The sequence below is a fragment of the Pantoea sp. MT58 genome (assembly GCF_014495885.1).
In the GTDB taxonomy this organism is placed as follows: Bacteria; Pseudomonadota; Gammaproteobacteria; order Enterobacterales; family Enterobacteriaceae; genus Pantoea; species Pantoea eucalypti.
Map to the genome: position 1 here is coordinate 3,358,201 of NZ_CP061083.1, position 15,132 is coordinate 3,373,332.

The 15,132-nt window shown below is 56.4% G+C and carries 13 protein-coding genes; all 13 read right to left on the minus strand.

Going from position 1 to position 15,132, the window contains the following annotated elements:
- Nucleotides 1-44: 44 nt before the first annotated feature.
- Nucleotides 45-1,301, minus strand: a complete 1,257-nt coding sequence (gene ftsA, locus IAI47_RS15910; RefSeq protein ID WP_003854739.1) for a cell division protein FtsA — start codon at nucleotides 1,299-1,301, stop codon at nucleotides 45-47.
- On the minus strand, nucleotides 1,298-2,137 hold the full coding sequence (ftsQ, locus tag IAI47_RS15915; protein WP_033743115.1) for a cell division protein FtsQ: 840 nt from the start codon (nucleotides 2,135-2,137) through the stop codon (nucleotides 1,298-1,300). Before ftsQ ends, ftsA begins: the two co-directional genes overlap by 4 nt.
- A 1-nt stretch (nucleotide 2,138) precedes the next feature.
- Entirely contained in the window at nucleotides 2,139-3,059 is a 921-nt protein-coding gene (locus IAI47_RS15920) for a D-alanine--D-alanine ligase (protein WP_008925576.1), read from the minus strand.
- On the minus strand, nucleotides 3,049-4,527 hold the full coding sequence (gene murC / locus IAI47_RS15925; RefSeq protein ID WP_008925575.1) for a UDP-N-acetylmuramate--L-alanine ligase: 1,479 nt from the start codon (nucleotides 4,525-4,527) through the stop codon (nucleotides 3,049-3,051). The genes IAI47_RS15920 and murC overlap by 11 nt, the downstream gene beginning before the upstream one ends.
- Nucleotides 4,528-4,597: 70 nt before the next feature.
- Nucleotides 4,598-5,656 (minus strand): undecaprenyldiphospho-muramoylpentapeptide beta-N-acetylglucosaminyltransferase, encoded by a 1,059-nt coding sequence (murG, locus tag IAI47_RS15930; RefSeq protein WP_003854746.1) that lies wholly within the window; start codon nucleotides 5,654-5,656, stop codon nucleotides 4,598-4,600.
- The gene (gene ftsW, locus IAI47_RS15935) at nucleotides 5,653-6,867 is read right to left on the minus strand and encodes a cell division protein FtsW (RefSeq protein WP_003854750.1); all 1,215 of its coding nucleotides are present in this window, start codon (nucleotides 6,865-6,867) and stop codon (nucleotides 5,653-5,655) included. The genes murG and ftsW overlap by 4 nt, the downstream gene beginning before the upstream one ends.
- Entirely contained in the window at nucleotides 6,867-8,183 is a 1,317-nt protein-coding gene (murD, locus tag IAI47_RS15940) for a UDP-N-acetylmuramoyl-L-alanine--D-glutamate ligase (protein WP_003854752.1), read from the minus strand. The genes ftsW and murD overlap by 1 nt, the downstream gene beginning before the upstream one ends.
- Before the next feature lie 2 nt (nucleotides 8,184-8,185).
- Entirely contained in the window at nucleotides 8,186-9,268 is a 1,083-nt protein-coding gene (gene mraY / locus IAI47_RS15945) for a phospho-N-acetylmuramoyl-pentapeptide-transferase (RefSeq protein ID WP_003854755.1), read from the minus strand.
- Nucleotides 9,262-10,620, minus strand: a complete 1,359-nt coding sequence (gene murF, locus IAI47_RS15950) for a UDP-N-acetylmuramoyl-tripeptide--D-alanyl-D-alanine ligase (protein WP_008925574.1) — start codon at nucleotides 10,618-10,620, stop codon at nucleotides 9,262-9,264. Before murF ends, mraY begins: the two co-directional genes overlap by 7 nt.
- Complete coding sequence (murE, locus tag IAI47_RS15955) at nucleotides 10,617-12,104, minus strand: UDP-N-acetylmuramoyl-L-alanyl-D-glutamate--2,6-diaminopimelate ligase (RefSeq protein ID WP_003854759.1); 1,488 nt, start codon at nucleotides 12,102-12,104, stop codon at nucleotides 10,617-10,619. Before murE ends, murF begins: the two co-directional genes overlap by 4 nt.
- A complete protein-coding gene (locus tag IAI47_RS15960; protein WP_003854762.1) occupies nucleotides 12,091-13,857 on the minus strand; it encodes a peptidoglycan glycosyltransferase FtsI in 1,767 nt (588 codons plus the stop codon). Before IAI47_RS15960 ends, murE begins: the two co-directional genes overlap by 14 nt.
- A gap of 16 nt (nucleotides 13,858-13,873) precedes the next feature.
- Nucleotides 13,874-14,194 carry a cell division protein FtsL gene (gene ftsL / locus IAI47_RS15965; protein ID WP_003854764.1) on the minus strand — a complete coding sequence of 107 codons (321 nt, stop codon included), beginning with the start codon at nucleotides 14,192-14,194 and terminating at the stop codon, nucleotides 13,874-13,876.
- Nucleotides 14,191-15,132, minus strand: coding sequence for a 16S rRNA (cytosine(1402)-N(4))-methyltransferase RsmH (rsmH, locus tag IAI47_RS15970; protein WP_003854766.1), 942 nt, complete (start codon nucleotides 15,130-15,132; stop codon nucleotides 14,191-14,193). The genes ftsL and rsmH overlap by 4 nt, the downstream gene beginning before the upstream one ends.

Sequence of the window (15,132 nt, forward strand, 5' to 3'; positions counted from 1 at the left end):
CTGGAGATCACTAAAGAAAACAGCATGATCCCCTTTCACAAAAATTAAAACTCTTTTTTTAACCAACTGTTAATACGCTTGAACCAGTTACCTACTGAGACCCGTTTTTCGGTCTCTGCATCACCGTTCATGTGCGACTCTTTGCCGTAATGCAACAGTCCCACGGCAGTGGAGTAGTACGATTCCTGCGCATAGTCAGTCAGGCCGGTAATATTCAGCGGCTGTCCGATACGCACCTGCGTATGGAATACGCGTTGCGCACAGGCCGCCAGTCCTTCAATTTGCGCTGCACCACCGGTCAGGACAATGCCTGCGGCTAAGTGATGCTTTACGCCCTGCTGACGCAGTTGTTCCTGTAACTGCAGAATCTCGTCATTAACCAGATTCAAAAGTTCGGTATAACGCGGCTCAATCACTTCCGCCAGCGTCTGACGTTGCAGGCTACGTGGTGGACGTCCGCCCACGCTCGGTACCTCAACGTTCTCATCTTTGCCGACAATCGAGCCCAGCGCGCAACCATGACGCACTTTAATCGCTTCAGCATCCGTTGGCGGTGTGCCAAACGCATAGGCGATATCGCTGGTGACAACGTTGCCTGCATACGGAATAACCTTAGTGTGCCGTAAAGCGCCGCCGGTATATACGGCTATGTCCATTGTACCGCCACCAATATCGACAACACACACGCCCAGCTCACGTTCGTCTTCAGTCAAAACGGCAAAACTGGAGGCGAGACCGGCAAAAATCAGCTGATCTACTTTCAGTCCGCAACGCTCAACGGCTTTAACGATGTTCTTCGCCATGTCGTTGTGGCAGGTGATCAGGTGCACTTTCGCCTGCATACGCACGCCAGAAAGCCCAACCGGATTCTTGATCCCTTCCTGATAGTCGATCGCGTATTCCTGAGGAATAACGTGCAGGATGCGATGCTCGTCGCGCACTCTCACCGATTTAGCGGTATGTACGACATTCTCTACATCATCCTGAGTCACTTCCTCTTCTGAAATCGGAACCATCCCGATTTCGTTCTGACAACTGATATGTTTGCCCGATAAAGCAAGGTAGACGGAGGAGATCTGGCAATCCGCCATCAGCTCAGCCTGATCGATGGCGCGCTGAACGCATTTCACCACCGACTCAAGATCGTTTACGCCACCTTTATCCATACCACGGGAAGGACAGCTGCCCACCCCAATAATGTTGACCATACCATCGGGCAGAATTTCCCCAACCAGGGCGGCAACTTTCGCAGTGCCGATTTCGAGTCCAACTACCAGTTTTCTGTCCGTTGCCTTGATCATTGTTGTTTAGCCTGTGCCTGGTTCTGTTGCTGATTACTGTCCTGTGGCTCCATCACGACCGGTGTCCAGCCAACAGAAGCGCCCGAGTCATATCGCAAATCCACGTAGCTGATACGTTTGCTCTCGTTCTGACCTTGCTGTTGCAGTACCGGGTAGAGCTCAATAAAGCGATTCAGTCGTTTCATGGTGTCGCTGCGTCCCAGTTCGATGCGTACATCATCACTGGTGACCAGCTGCCATGAACGACGGGCCGTCATTGACGCCACCTTCAGAGTAAACTTCCGGGCTTTTAGCACATCATCCATGCTGTGATAGCCTGCCAGGACCTCTTTTTCACTCCCTTCTGGCCCATACAGCATCGGCAGTGTCTCTTTGCCGACATGACTGGCGGGTACGCTGAAGGCGTTACCTTCTGCATCCACCATATGCAAATCGTTCCAGCGCGCCACCGGCGTATACTCCACCAGGTGGATCTTCAGTTCGTCCGGCCACTGCTTACGCACACTGACCTGCTTAATCCACGGCAACCGCTCAACCTGCTGCTGCAGAATGTCCACATTCTGTGACATAAACGTGCCGGGCGGACCCAGCGACAAAATCGCCTGTCGAATATCGTCGTGCGTGGTGTAATGCGTCTGTCCTGTCACCACCAGTTTTGACAACGGCAGCCGGGACGCATCGTTCATCCACTTCAGCACCACCAGCCCGCCGGCAACCATAATCCCGATAACGATCAGCAGGAAAAAAATGCCGAACAGTCGGGCACCGTTACTGCGCCCGGTGCGAATACGCTCCTGCGGTTCACGGTTTCGAACTCTCATCGCCGCCTGTGACATATCAGTCGGCCAGCTCCAGAATATGAGCAACCAGCTGCGGGAAGCTCATGCCCGCCTGTTTCGCTGCCATAGGGACCAGGCTGTGGCTGGTCATGCCCGGCGAGGTATTGGCTTCCAGTAACTGAAAGCGCCCTTCCCCGTCGGTCATCACATCAACCCGTCCCCAGCCACGACAGCCCAGCGCACGCCAGGCCGCCAGCACCAGCTGCTGCAATTCAGCTTCACGTTCAGCACTTAACTCGGCCGGACAGACGTACTGAGTATCGTCAGAAATGTATTTAGCTTCATAGTCATAGAACTCGCTGGCGCTCTTTATTTCTATTGAGGGCAGGATACGATCGCCCACAATCGCGACGGTATACTCCGCGCCGCTGAGAAACGCCTCGACCAGTACGTCATTGTCGTACTTAAACGCCATCTCCAGTGCCGCTGGCAGCGCGTGCAGATCGTTAACACGGCTGATGCCCACGCTGGAGCCTTCACAGGCTGGCTTCACAAACAGTGGCAGGCCAAGCGCTGCAATCGCCGCGTTGCTCTCCTCATCCAGCCCGCCCTCAAACTGCTGACGCGTCAGCCAGACAAATTTTCCTGATGGTAAACCACGACCCTGCCACAGCAGTTTGGTGCGCAACTTATCCATCGTCACCGCCGATGCCATCACGCCGCTGCCGGTGTAAGGCAGTTGCAGGAATTCCAGCACCGCCTGCATCGTGCCATCTTCACCGCCGCGACCATGTAGCGCGATAAAGGCTTTGGTGAACCCCTGCTCTTTTAGCGTCAGCACGGAGACATGGCGGGTATCGATGCCATGTGCATTGATACCCATTTCCCGCAATCCGGCAATCACGGCCTGACCCGAGTTGAGCGAAACCTCGCGCTCTGCCGACGTGCCACCCATTAATACTGCAACTTTATCCGCCATGACGATCCTCCGCTTTGCGTTCCGGCTGGAGCTTCGTGTCCGCCAGCTTGCGGGCAACCTTGCCGACGTTCCCGGCACCCTGTACCAGAATCAGGTCATTGCCTGACAGCAGCGGTGCAAGCATCTCCGGCAGTGCGTCATGTTCCGGCACCAGAATCGGATCGACCTTGCCCCGGTTACGAATGGCACGGCAGAGCGAACGACTGTCAGCGCCTGGAATCGCGGTCTCACCAGCGGAGTACACATCCAGCATCAGCAACACATCGACATGCGACAGTACGTTGGCGAAATCATCAAACAGATCGCGGGTACGGCTATAACGGTGCGGCTGAAACACCATCACCAGCTTTTTATCTGGCCAGCCTGCGCGCGCGGCTTTAATCGTCGCGTCAACTTCGGTTGGGTGATGACCGTAATCATCCACCAGCATCGCGGTGCCCGGTTGTCCATTGACCGGCTCGGTCGGGAATTCACCCAGCAGATCAAAGCGACGACCTGTGCCCTGGAAGCTCTCCAGTGCGGCCAGAATCGCATTGTCTTCGATGCCTTCTTCACTGGCGACGGCGACAGCGGCGGCTGCGTTCAGGGCATTGTGGCGGCCCGGCGCGTTCAGCGTAATCTGCAGCGGCGCTTTATCCTGACGAATCAGAGTGAAATGCCCCTGCGCACCACTCTGCTCGTAGTTTTCAATGCGCAGATCCGCATCGTCACTGAAACCGTACGTGGTGATATGACGGCCCACGCGAGGAAGCAGGTCACGAATAACTGCATCATCCACGCACATCACCGCACGACCGTAAAACGGCAGGTTGTGCAGGAAGTTAATAAAGGTCTGCTTCAGGTTCTCAAAATCGCCCTGATAGGTGTCCATATGGTCAGCTTCAATGTTGGTCACAATCGCCACCATCGGCTGCAGATGCAGAAACGACGCATCGCTCTCATCCGCTTCAGCAATCAGATACCGGCTGTTACCCAGACGGGCATGGGTTCCAGCTGCTTTAACCAGTCCGCCGTTAACGAAGGTCGGATCGAGACCCGCTTCCGCATAAATGCTCGACACCATCGCCGTCGTCGTCGTTTTGCCATGGGTCCCTGCAACGGCAATGCCGTGACGGAAACGCATCAGTTCAGCCAGCATCTCCGCGCGACGGATCACCGGAATGCGCTGTTCACGTGCCGCTACCAGTTCAGGGTTATCCTGCGAAACGGCGCTGGAGACCACGACCACGCTGGCATCGGTCACGTTTTCAGGGCGATGGTTAAAATAAATAGTGGCACCCAGCGCAATCAGATTCTGCGTCACCGGGTTAGGGGCCAGATCTGAACCGCTGATATGGTAGCCTTCATTTGCTAACACTTCGGCAATACCGCCCATGCCAGCACCGCCGATGCCGACAAAGTGGATGTGCCGGACGCGACGCATCTCGGGCACGATAGAACGCAGTTTTGCCAATTGTTGTGTATTCATCGCTCTCTGTTACCTGCTATTTCAGTTTGTACCCAGTCCGGGTACAGGTCAGACGCGCTGACCGGAATGATTACTTTGCGGCGCGAGCCACTTCCTGAGCGACTCGTTCAGTCGCATCGGGGATAGCCACCTGACGGGCCTGTTCAGCCATCGTCAGCAGTGTTGCACGATCCCAGTGGCGTAGCAGATCCGCTACAGCCTCCGCAGTAAATTGCGGCTGCTCAAAAATTCTGGCGGCGCCCGCTTTTTCCAGCGGCAGCGCGTTCCAGTACTGCTGGCGATCTTTGTGCTGAAACGGCACAAAAATGGCCGGTAAACCAGCGGCAGCAACTTCGCTCACGGTTAACGCACCGGAGCGGCATACCACCACATCAGCCCAAGCATAGGCAGCAGCCATATCATCAATAAATTCGGTCACTTTATGCTGCGTCTGACCGACCTGCTGATACGCTTTCTCTGTTTCAGGCAACGCCCCTTTACCGGTCTGATGCCACAGGGTGATCTCATCACCCACCAGCGCCGCAATCTGCGGTAGCGTCTGGTTCAGTATCCGTGCGCCCTGACTTCCACCAATCACCAGCACCCGAATCGGGCCATGACGGTCTGCCAGACGTTGCGCAGGTAAAGGCAGTGCCAGAACGTCAGTGCGAACCGGATTTCCTACCACGTCGGCGGCAGGAAACGCGCCCGGAAACGCCTGCAAAACTTTGGTGGCGATCTTCGCCAGCCATTTATTGGTCAGACCGGCAATACCGTTCTGCTCATGCAGCACAACCGGAATACCGCAGCTCCAGGCCGCTAAGCCGCCCGGACCGGAAACGTAGCCGCCCATGCCCAGCACGACATCCGGCTTCCACGCTTTCATGATGCGACGCGCCTGACGCCATGCATTGAAGATGCGCAGCGGTGCCAGCAGCAACGCTTTCATGCCCTTACCGCGTAGTCCGCTGATGCGGATAAAGTCGATTTCGATGCCGTGCTTCGGCACCAGATCGGCTTCCATACGGTCGGCGGTGCCTAACCAGCGAACCTGCCAGCCCTGTTCCATCAGGTGATGGGCGACAGCCAGACCGGGAAAGACATGTCCGCCGGTTCCGCCTGCCATCACCATCAATCGCTTACCGCTCATCGACCACCTCGGGTAAACGCCTGCGCTTTCGCCAGGCGCGTTTCATAATCTATGCGTAATAAAAAAACGATGGCGGTCGACATAATGATCAGACTCGACCCACCGTAACTGATCAGCGGTAAGGTCAGACCTTTGGTCGGTAACATACCCGCGGCAGCCCCGACGTTAACCAGCGCCTGGAAGCTGAACCAGACACCAATCGAACAGGCTAAAAAGCCGGAAAAACGCTGATCCAGTTCCAGAGCACGACGGCCAATCGACATCGCACGAAAAGCGACGAAGAATACCATTAAAAGTGCCAATACCACACCGACGTAGCCGAGTTCTTCCCCGATGATGGCGAAAATAAAGTCGGTATGGGCTTCCGGCAGATATTCCAGCTTTTGCACAGAGTTACCGAGCCCCTGCCCCCAGAATTCACCGCGACCAAATGCCATCAGCGACTGAGTCAGCTGGTAGCCGCTACCAAAGGGATCTTCCCACGGATTCCAGAACGACGTCACACGGCGCATACGGTAGGGTTCTGCAATGATCAGCAGAATTACCGCAAAAATGCCGGAGCCGATAATTGCCATGAACTGCCACAGCTTGGCACCTGCCAGGAACAGCATCGCCAGCGTAGTCACAAACAACACAACCACCGTACCGAGGTCCGGCTGTGCCAGCAGTAACACGGCCAGCACGACCATCACGCCCATCGGCTTACAGAAGCCCCAGAAGTTGTTACGCACCTCTTCCACTTTGCGCACCAGATAACTGGCGAGATAACAGAACAGAGAGAGCTTCGACAACTCAGCCGGCTGGATACGCAGTGGACCCAGTGCAATCCAGCGCGATGCACCGTTTACCGAGCTACCAACTACCAGAACAATCAGCAGCATCGCCACCGTGACCATCAGCATCACGTTGCTGTAGCGCTGCCAGAAATCCATCGGCACCCGCAACGTGACCAGTGCCATACCTAATGCCAGCACGATGTAGAAAGCATCACGCTTGGCGAAGTAAAAGAGATCGTCATTCAGACGCTGACCCACCGGCATTGATGCCGACGTCACCATCACAAAACCAATCACCGCCAGGCCCAGCGTGAGCCATAGCAGTGTGCGGTCATAGAGCACCAGTGAAGAGTCATCACTTTCACGTGCGCCCATGACCCAATCTTTCAGGCGTCCTGAGAAATATCCCGCCAGTCCGGCACCAGGAATACGCATCAGCTCAACTCCTTCGCCAGTTGCGCGAACTGCTCACCGCGCTGCTCAAAGTTACGGAACTGGTCAAGGCTGGCGCAGGCCGGCGACAGCAGAACCATATCGCCTGCGTTAACCTGCGGCGCGATCTGCTCCATCGCCTGCCGCATGGTTTCTGTGCGCACGGCGATATCAGGACGCAGCGCGGCCAGCGCATCACCGTCGCGGCCAAAGCAGTAAAGACGCACGTTGTCGCCCTGCAGCCAGGGGATCAGCGGCGTAAAATCGGCTGACTTACCATCACCGCCCATCAGCAGCCACAGCGTTCCCTGAACCTGCAGGCCATTGAGCGCCGCTTCGGTGCTGCCGACATTGGTCGCTTTGGAGTCATTGATCCAGCGCACGCCCTGATGTTCATGGACCAGCTGGAAACGATGCGCCAGACCGTTAAAGTGCGTTAAGGCCGCCAGGCTTGAAGCGCGTGGCAGACCGACCGCATCGGCCAGCGCCAGTGCCGCCAGCGCGTTGGTATAGTTGTGCTGTCCCACCATCTTCATTTCAGCGGTGTTCAGGACTTTCTCGCCCTTCACCCGCAGCCAGATGCTGCCTTGCTGCTTATTCAGGTGATAGTCACCAAAATCGACACCAAAGCTGACACAGCGGGTATCTGCGCCGCGGACCGGCATTGTCAGTGCGTCATCGGCGTTAACGATGCAGATCTGTGCATTCTCATAAACCCGCAGCTTGGCGGCGCGATACTGCTGCATACCCAGCGGATAGCGATCCATATGATCTTCACTGACGTTGAGCACGGTTGCCGCAGCCGCTTTCAGACTGTATGTGGTCTCAAGCTGGAAGCTGGAAAGTTCCAGTACATAAAGTTGTGCTGGTGATTGCAGCAGACTCAGTGCGGGCAGACCGATATTCCCGCCAACGCCCACCTGCCAGCCCGCGGCTTTCGCCATTTCACCCACCAGCGTTGTAACGGTGCTTTTACCGTTGGAACCGGTGATCGCCACGATAGGTGCCTGCGCCTCGCGGCAGAACAGCTCAATATCACCGACGATTTCGATTCCGGCTTCGACGGCTTCGCTAAGAATCGGATGCGCCAGCGCGACGCCAGGGCTGGCAACAATCAGATCGGCCGCCAGCAGCCAGTCACCGTTGATGCCGCCCAGGTGACGTTCAACCTGCCCGGGCAATTTATCCAGCCCCGGCGGCGAGACACGGGTGTCCATCACGCGGGGCGTTACGCCCTGCGCTAAAAAGAAATCAACACAGGAGAGCCCGGTAAGGCCCAGCCCGATAATGACAACTTTTCTACCCCGATAGTCAGCCATGATTAACGCACCTTCAGCGTGGCCAGGCCAATCAGCACCAGCATTAGCGAAATAATCCAGAAGCGCACAATGACGCGCGGTTCCGGCCAGCCCTTGAGTTCATAGTGGTGATGGATCGGCGCCATGCGGAAAATACGCTGGCCGCGCAACTTAAACGATCCCACCTGCAGGATTACCGACAGCGTTTCAACCACAAACACGCCACCCATAATCACCAGTAAAAATTCCTGACGCAGCAACACGGCGATGGTTCCCAGCGCGCCGCCCAGCGCCAGTGAGCCGACATCACCCATAAAGACCTGAGCCGGATAGGTGTTGAACCACAGGAAGCCCAGCCCTGCCCCGACGATGGCGGTACAGACAATCACCAGCTCACCGGCGTGACGCAGATAAGGAATATGAAGATATTCAGCAAACTTCACGTTACCGGTGGCCCAGGCAACCAGCGCAAAGCCTGCGGCGACAAAGACGGTGGGCATGATCGCCAGACCATCGAGACCATCGGTCAGATTGACCGCGTTACCCGTTCCGACAATCACAAAGTAGGCCAGCAGCACATAAAACAGGCCTAACTGCGGCATGATGTCTTTGAAAAAGGGCACCACAAGCTGGGTCGCCGGGGTGTCTTTACCTGCTGCATAAAGCCCGAACGCGACGCCCAGAGAAATAACCGACATCCAGAAATATTTCCAGCGGGCAATCAGTCCCTTAGTATCTTTGCGCACCACTTTGCGGTAGTCATCGACAAAGCCGATGATGCCAAAGCCGATGAGCACGAACAGCACGCACCAGACATAGGGATTCGACGGATATGCCCACATCAGCACCGAAATGGTGATGGAGGTCAGAATCATAATCCCGCCCATTGTTGGCGTTCCGCGCTTACTGAAATGCGATTCCGGGCCATCGTTACGGACAACCTGACCAATCTGTAATTTCTGCAGCCACGCAATCAGGCGCGGCCCCATCCAGAGAGAGATAAAGAGTGCTGTCAGCAGGCTGACAATGGCGCGAAACGTCAGATAGGAAAAGACGTTGAAGCCCGAATAAAAAGCGACCAGATGCTCGGCCAGCCAAACTAACATGTTCCTTTCTCCTTTAAGCTCTGTACTACCTGCTCCATGGCGGCACTACGCGAGCCTTTTATCAGGACGGTAATTTCTGAGTGTTCGGACAACAATTGACGCAAACGTTCAGTCAGCGCTGTCTTATCGCTGAAATGTTCGCCAGCTTTGCTGTTTTCACTAATAAAATGGCTGAATTTTCCGCAGCTCAATACGCGATCAATACCTGCATCACGTGCCGCATCCCCGATTTCGCGGTGGCATTTTTCGGTCTCATCACCCAGTTCCGCCATATCGCCGGCGACCAGCACCCGGTAGCCCGGCATCTCTGACAGGACCTGGACGGCGGCGGTCATCGATCCGACATTCGCGTTATAACTGTCATCCAGCAGCAGCTGATGCGCAGAGAGGCGCACCGGGAACAGGCGACCTGGCACCGACTGCAGGTTTTTCAGCCCCTGCTGAACGGCGCTAAGCGGGGCATCCACTGACAGGGCCAGAGCCGCCGCAGCCAGTGCGTTGGCGATGTTATGCCGACCCGGCAACGGCAGCACAATCTCAGCCTCACCACGCGGTGTCTTCATCACAAAATGGGTGCCGTCCTGCGCAATGCGGATATCACGGGCAGAGAAATCACACGCTGCCGCCTGCGGCGAGAAGCGCCACACGGTTTTGTCCTGCAGCGTGGTCTGCCAGTTTGGCCAGTCGTTGCTTTCCTCATTGAGAATCGCAATGCCATTCGCCGGTAAGCCCTGAAAAATCTCGCCCTTGGCTTTAGCGACACCCGCCAGCGAACCAAAGCCTTCCAGATGGGCCGCTGCCAGGTTATTCACCAGCGCGCTTTCCGGTTTAACCAGGTCGGTGGTGTAGGCGATTTCGCCCTGATGATTAGCGCCAAGCTCAATTACCGCATACTGATGCTCTGCGGTCAGACGCAGCAGCGTCATCGGCACGCCATAATCGTTGTTGAGATTGCCTGCGGTGTAGAGCGTCTCACCGCACTCACGCAGAATCGCTGCCGTCATCTCTTTAACCGACGTTTTGCCGGACGAGCCGGTCAGCGCCACGACGCGGGCAGTGGACTGCTGACGAACCCAGGCACTCAGTCGGCCAAAAGCAAGTCGGGTATCTTCCACGACGACCTGAGGCACAGAGACAGGTAAATGCTTACTGACCAGTAACGCCTGTGCGCCACTGTCAATGGCCTCTTCAGCGAAGTCATGGGCATCAAAACGTTCGCCCACCAGCGCGACAAACAGACTGCCTGCTGTCACTTTGCGGGTATCCGTCGTTACGTCATTCAGGGTTAAATCACTGCCGTGCAGCGTTCCGCCGGTGATCTCCGCAAGCGTTTTTAATGAAACCGGAATCATGCTGCGCCTCCCAGCAGTGCCGCAACCGTGGCACGATCGGAGTAGTCGAGACGGCGATTGCCGATGATCTGATAATCTTCGTGGCCTTTACCGGCCACCAGTACGATATCGTCAGGCTGAGCCTGCATGATGGTGTTAGTGACGGCCTGCGCGCGGCCAGACACCAGCCGGGCGCGGCCCGGATCCAGCAAACCGGTCAGAATATCGTTAACAATCGCCTGCGGATCTTCGCTGCGCGGATTGTCGTCGGTAATCACCACCACATCCGCATATTGCTCAGCAATCGCGCCCATTAATGGTCGTTTGCCTTTGTCACGATCGCCACCGCAGCCAAACAGACACCACAGTTTGCCTTTGCAGTGCAGGCGGGCTGCTTCCAGCGCTTTTTCCAGCGCATCCGGCGTATGGGCATAATCCACCACGACCGTCGGTTTTCCTGCGGCGCTGAACACTTCCATACGCCCGTTGACCGGCTGCAACTGCGGTGCAACGTTGATCAGCGTCGCCAGCGGATAATCCAGTGACAGCAGCGTCGCCAGCGCCAGCATCAGATTGCTGACGTTGAACGCGCCCATTAATGGACTGTTGATTTCTCCGTTGCCCCAGCTGGAGCTGAAACGGATGTGTGCGCCGTTATCGTGGTACTCCACCGCATCGGCTTTCAGCCAGCGGCCATGGCAGCCAGGCTGGAGGTTATTCTCCATGGTGACTGCCACCGCATCCGGTAAGCGCGCCAGCCAGCGACGACCGACTTCATCATCGGCGTTAAGAATCGCCTGCCCGACCTGATGCTCAGAAAACAGCAGCCATTTGGCTGACTCGTAGCTCTGCATATCACCGTGATAATCGAGGTGATCGCGGCTGAGATTGGTAAAGACCGCTGCGGCAAACGGCAGCGCCGCGACGCGATGCTGAACCAGTCCGTGTGACGAGACTTCCATTGCGGTCAGGCTCGCCCCTTTTTCCGCCAGATCGTTCAGCAGATGCTGAACATCAACTGCTGAGCCGGTGGTATTTTCTGCCGCGGACAAGTGACCCACCAGCCCATTCCCGACGGTGCCCATGACCGCGCTGGTTTCACCCAGCAGCGTTGCCCACTGCGCCAGCAACTGGGTCGTGGTGGTTTTACCATTTGTACCCGTAACGCCAATCAGCGTCTGTTTCTCACCCGGCTGCTGATAAAAACGGCCTGCTAAGGCTGAAAGACGCTGAGGCAATTGGGCCAGATAGATAACCGGTACGCCGTGCATTTCACGGATTTCGCCGTCGGCGGCTTCGCCTTCAGCTTCGGCCACCACGGCGGCGACGCCCTGAGCAATCGCCTGCGGGATGAAACGGCGTCCATCGACCTGATGGCCTGCAACAGCGACAAACAGATCGCCAGAAGCCGCAATGCGGCTATCCAGTGTCATGTCGCGCAGTGGGCGCGCCGGCGCGCCTGGCACCCAGGGGCCGAGTAAGTCGCGCAGGTTACGATCTGTCACTTGTTTCCTCACTTCTGTTAGTCACCAGCTCATTCTTGTCATTGGTCGGTAACGCGTCCGGCTCGATGTTCATGGTGCGCAGTACGCCGCCCATGATGGCACCAAACACCGGGGCAGAAACCGCACCACCGTAATACTTGCCGGCCTGGGGATCGTTGATCACCACCACCAGCGCGAATCGGGGATGACTGGCAGGCGCAACGCCTGCGGTATAGGCAATGTATTTGTTGACGTAGCGACCATCGGGCCCGACTTTTTTCGCTGTACCGGTTTTTATCGCAATCCGATAACCTTTGATGGCCGCTTTGACCCCACCGCCACCAGGCAGCGCCACGCTTTCCATCATATGCATCACGGTTTTCACCAGTGACTCATCGAAAACGCGTTGTCCCGCGACGGGCGGATCCACTTTGGTAATCGACAGCGGGCGATTAATGCCATAGCTGCCAATTGTTGCGTAGACTCGCGCTAACTGTAACGGCGTTACCATTAGCCCGTAGCCGAAAGAGAAGGTGGCCCTCTCTATGTCAGACCACCGTTGTTTTTTAGGGTATAAGCCACTGCTTTCCCCGACCAGCCCCAAATTGGTCGGTTTGCCCAGTCCAAAGCGCGCATAAGTTTCTACAAGCGCTGAGGAAGGCATCGCTAACGCCAGACGTGAAACACCGACGTTACTCGATTTCTGTAAAACCCCTGTCAGGGTCAATTCGTTGTAGCGCGCCACATCCTTGATCTCATGACCATTGACGCGATATGGCACGGTATTCAGGACACTGTTCTCTCTGACCACGCCGCGTTGCAGCGCCGCCATGACCACCATCGGCTTCACGGTCGAGCCAGGTTCGAAAATGTCGGTGATGGCGCGGTTACGCATCAGATCTTTCGGCGTGTTGCCAAGATTATTCGGGTTGTAAGCCGGGCTGTTGGCCATCGCCAGTACTTCGCCGGTATTCACATCCACCAGGACTGCCGTGCCCGATTCCGCTTTGTTAAAGGCCACGGCGTTATTCAGTTCACGGTAGACCAGCGCCTGTAAGCGCTCATCGATGCTGAGAGTCAGGTTATGCGCGGCCCGGCTGTCCACAGAGGAGATATCTTCGATGACGCGACCGTAGCGATCTTTACGCACCGTCCGCTCGCCCGGCGCACCGGTCAGCCATTTATCAAAACTCTTCTCAATGCCTTCAATGCCCTGCCCGTCGATGTTGGTAAAGCCAATCAGATGAGAGGTAACCTGCCCGGCAGGATAGTAACGGCGCGACTCTTCGCGCAGATGAATACCGGGAAGTTTGAGTTTTTTGACGTAGTCGCCGATGGCCGGATTGACCTGACGCGCCAGATAGACAAAGCGGCCTTTAGGATTGGCATTTACGCGCGCGGCCAACTGGTCAAGGGGGATAGAGAGCGCATCAGAGAGTGCCTTCCAGCGGCTGTCCAGCGTGACGCCACCACCGGCGTGCAGCTCTTTTGGATCCGCCCAGATGGCATTAACCGGGACACTCACTGCCAGCGGTCGTCCGGCACGATCGCTGATCATCCCGCGCGAGGTTGGCACCGCCTGAACGCGCAGCGAGCGCAGATCGCCCTCTTTGACCAGCTTGCCAGGATTGATCACCTGCAGCCAGGCAACACGTGACAGCAATCCACCCAGCGCCAGTAAAATACAGCCGCACAGCAACGCAAAACGCCAGCTTACAAAGCTGGCTTTATCTTCCGGTTTCTTCAATTTCAGCGTTCTGCCTGTGCCGCTCATTCGCTAACTTAAGTCCTTATTTCTGCACCACGATATTTTCTTGTGAAGGATCAACGTGCTGCAGCTGCAGCTTCTCGGTGGCGATGCGTTCAACACGGCTGTGATCGCCCAGCGCATTCTCTTCCAGAATCAGGTTGCGCCACTCGATATCCAGCGCGTCACGCTCCAGCACCAGCTGTTCACGCTGTGCCGTTAACAGTCGTGTTTTATGCGTGGTGGTGACCACCAGCACGGCAGAAACCACGACAGCGATCAGCAACAGCACCGGAATCTTGCCCTTTCGCAGCAGATCCCCGCCGATAACGGCAGGCAGACTGTGACGCTCGTTACCGATCATGCGTCGGTTTTCTCCGCGATACGTAAAACCGAGCTGCGCGCGCGTGGGTTCTCAGAGACTTCAGCGTCACCCGGCGACATTTTGCCGAGCAACTTCAGTTCACGGCCACCCAGGGCTCGCAGCTGATGTTCAGTCATCGGTATTCCGGCCGGCACCTGTGGTCCACGACTCTGATCGCGCATAAAGCGCTTAACCAGCCGATCTTCCAGTGAATGGAAGCTGATCACAGAGAGACGGCCCTGCGGTGCGAGTACCTGAACCGCGCCTTTCAGTGCGATATCGATCTCTTCCAGTTCACTGTTAATCCAGATGCGAATGGCCTGGAAGCTGCGTGTAGCCGGATGTTTAAACTTATCTTTCACTGGCATAGCGATGGAGATGACTTCAGCCAGTTCACGGGTGCGGGTCATCGGCTGCTCGCGATTGCGCTCGACAATGGCCCGGGCAATACGTTTAGCGAATCGCTCTTCACCGTAAGTCTTCAGGACGAAAGCGATATCTGCCTCTTCCGCGTGCAGCAACCATTCTGCGGCTGAGTGACCACGCGACGGGTCCATTCGCATGTCCAGCGGTCCGTCACGCATAAAGGAGAAGCCGCGTTCAGCGTCATCCAGTTGCGGCGATGAAACCCCCAGGTCCAGCAAAATCCCGTCAATTTTTCCGACCAGATCCCGTTCAGAAACATACTCTGCCAGCGCAGAAAAAGGGCCATGAATAATTGAAAAACGCGGGTCGGTAATCTCAGCAGCAGCGGCGATAGCTTGCGGATCACGATCGATGGCGATCAGTTTTCCCTTCTCTCCCAGTTGCGAAAGAATCAGGCGTGAGTGGCCACCACGACCAAATGTGCCGTCGATGTAAATACCGTCTTCCCTGATATTGAGGCCGTTAACCGCCTCATCCAACAGCACGGTGGTATGTTTGAAATTTTCCTGCAT

What these genes read in the sequence shown, in the direction of transcription:
- ftsW (WP_003854750.1), bottom strand. Translation starts at nt 6,867, where the DNA reads ATGCGTATTCCTGGTGCCGGACTGGCGGGATATTTCTCAGGACGCCTG.
- IAI47_RS15960 (WP_003854762.1), bottom strand. Translation starts at nt 13,857, where the DNA reads ATGAGCGGCACAGGCAGAACGCTGAAATTGAAGAAACCGGAAGATAAA.
- ftsA (WP_003854739.1), bottom strand. Translation starts at nt 1,301, where the DNA reads ATGATCAAGGCAACGGACAGAAAACTGGTAGTTGGACTCGAAATCGGC.
- murG (WP_003854746.1), bottom strand. Translation starts at nt 5,656, where the DNA reads ATGAGCGGTAAGCGATTGATGGTGATGGCAGGCGGAACCGGCGGACAT.
- ftsL (WP_003854764.1), bottom strand. Translation starts at nt 14,194, where the DNA reads ATGATCGGTAACGAGCGTCACAGTCTGCCTGCCGTTATCGGCGGGGAT.
- murD (WP_003854752.1), bottom strand. Translation starts at nt 8,183, where the DNA reads ATGGCTGACTATCGGGGTAGAAAAGTTGTCATTATCGGGCTGGGCCTT.
- rsmH (WP_003854766.1), bottom strand. Translation starts at nt 15,132, where the DNA reads ATGCAGGAAAATTTCAAACATACCACCGTGCTGTTGGATGAGGCGGTT.
- murC (WP_008925575.1), bottom strand. Translation starts at nt 4,527, where the DNA reads ATGAATACACAACAATTGGCAAAACTGCGTTCTATCGTGCCCGAGATG.
- IAI47_RS15920 (WP_008925576.1), bottom strand. Translation starts at nt 3,059, where the DNA reads ATGGCGGATAAAGTTGCAGTATTAATGGGTGGCACGTCGGCAGAGCGC.
- ftsQ (WP_033743115.1), bottom strand. Translation starts at nt 2,137, where the DNA reads ATGTCACAGGCGGCGATGAGAGTTCGAAACCGTGAACCGCAGGAGCGT.
- murF (WP_008925574.1), bottom strand. Translation starts at nt 10,620, where the DNA reads ATGATTCCGGTTTCATTAAAAACGCTTGCGGAGATCACCGGCGGAACG.
- mraY (WP_003854755.1), bottom strand. Translation starts at nt 9,268, where the DNA reads ATGTTAGTTTGGCTGGCCGAGCATCTGGTCGCTTTTTATTCGGGCTTC.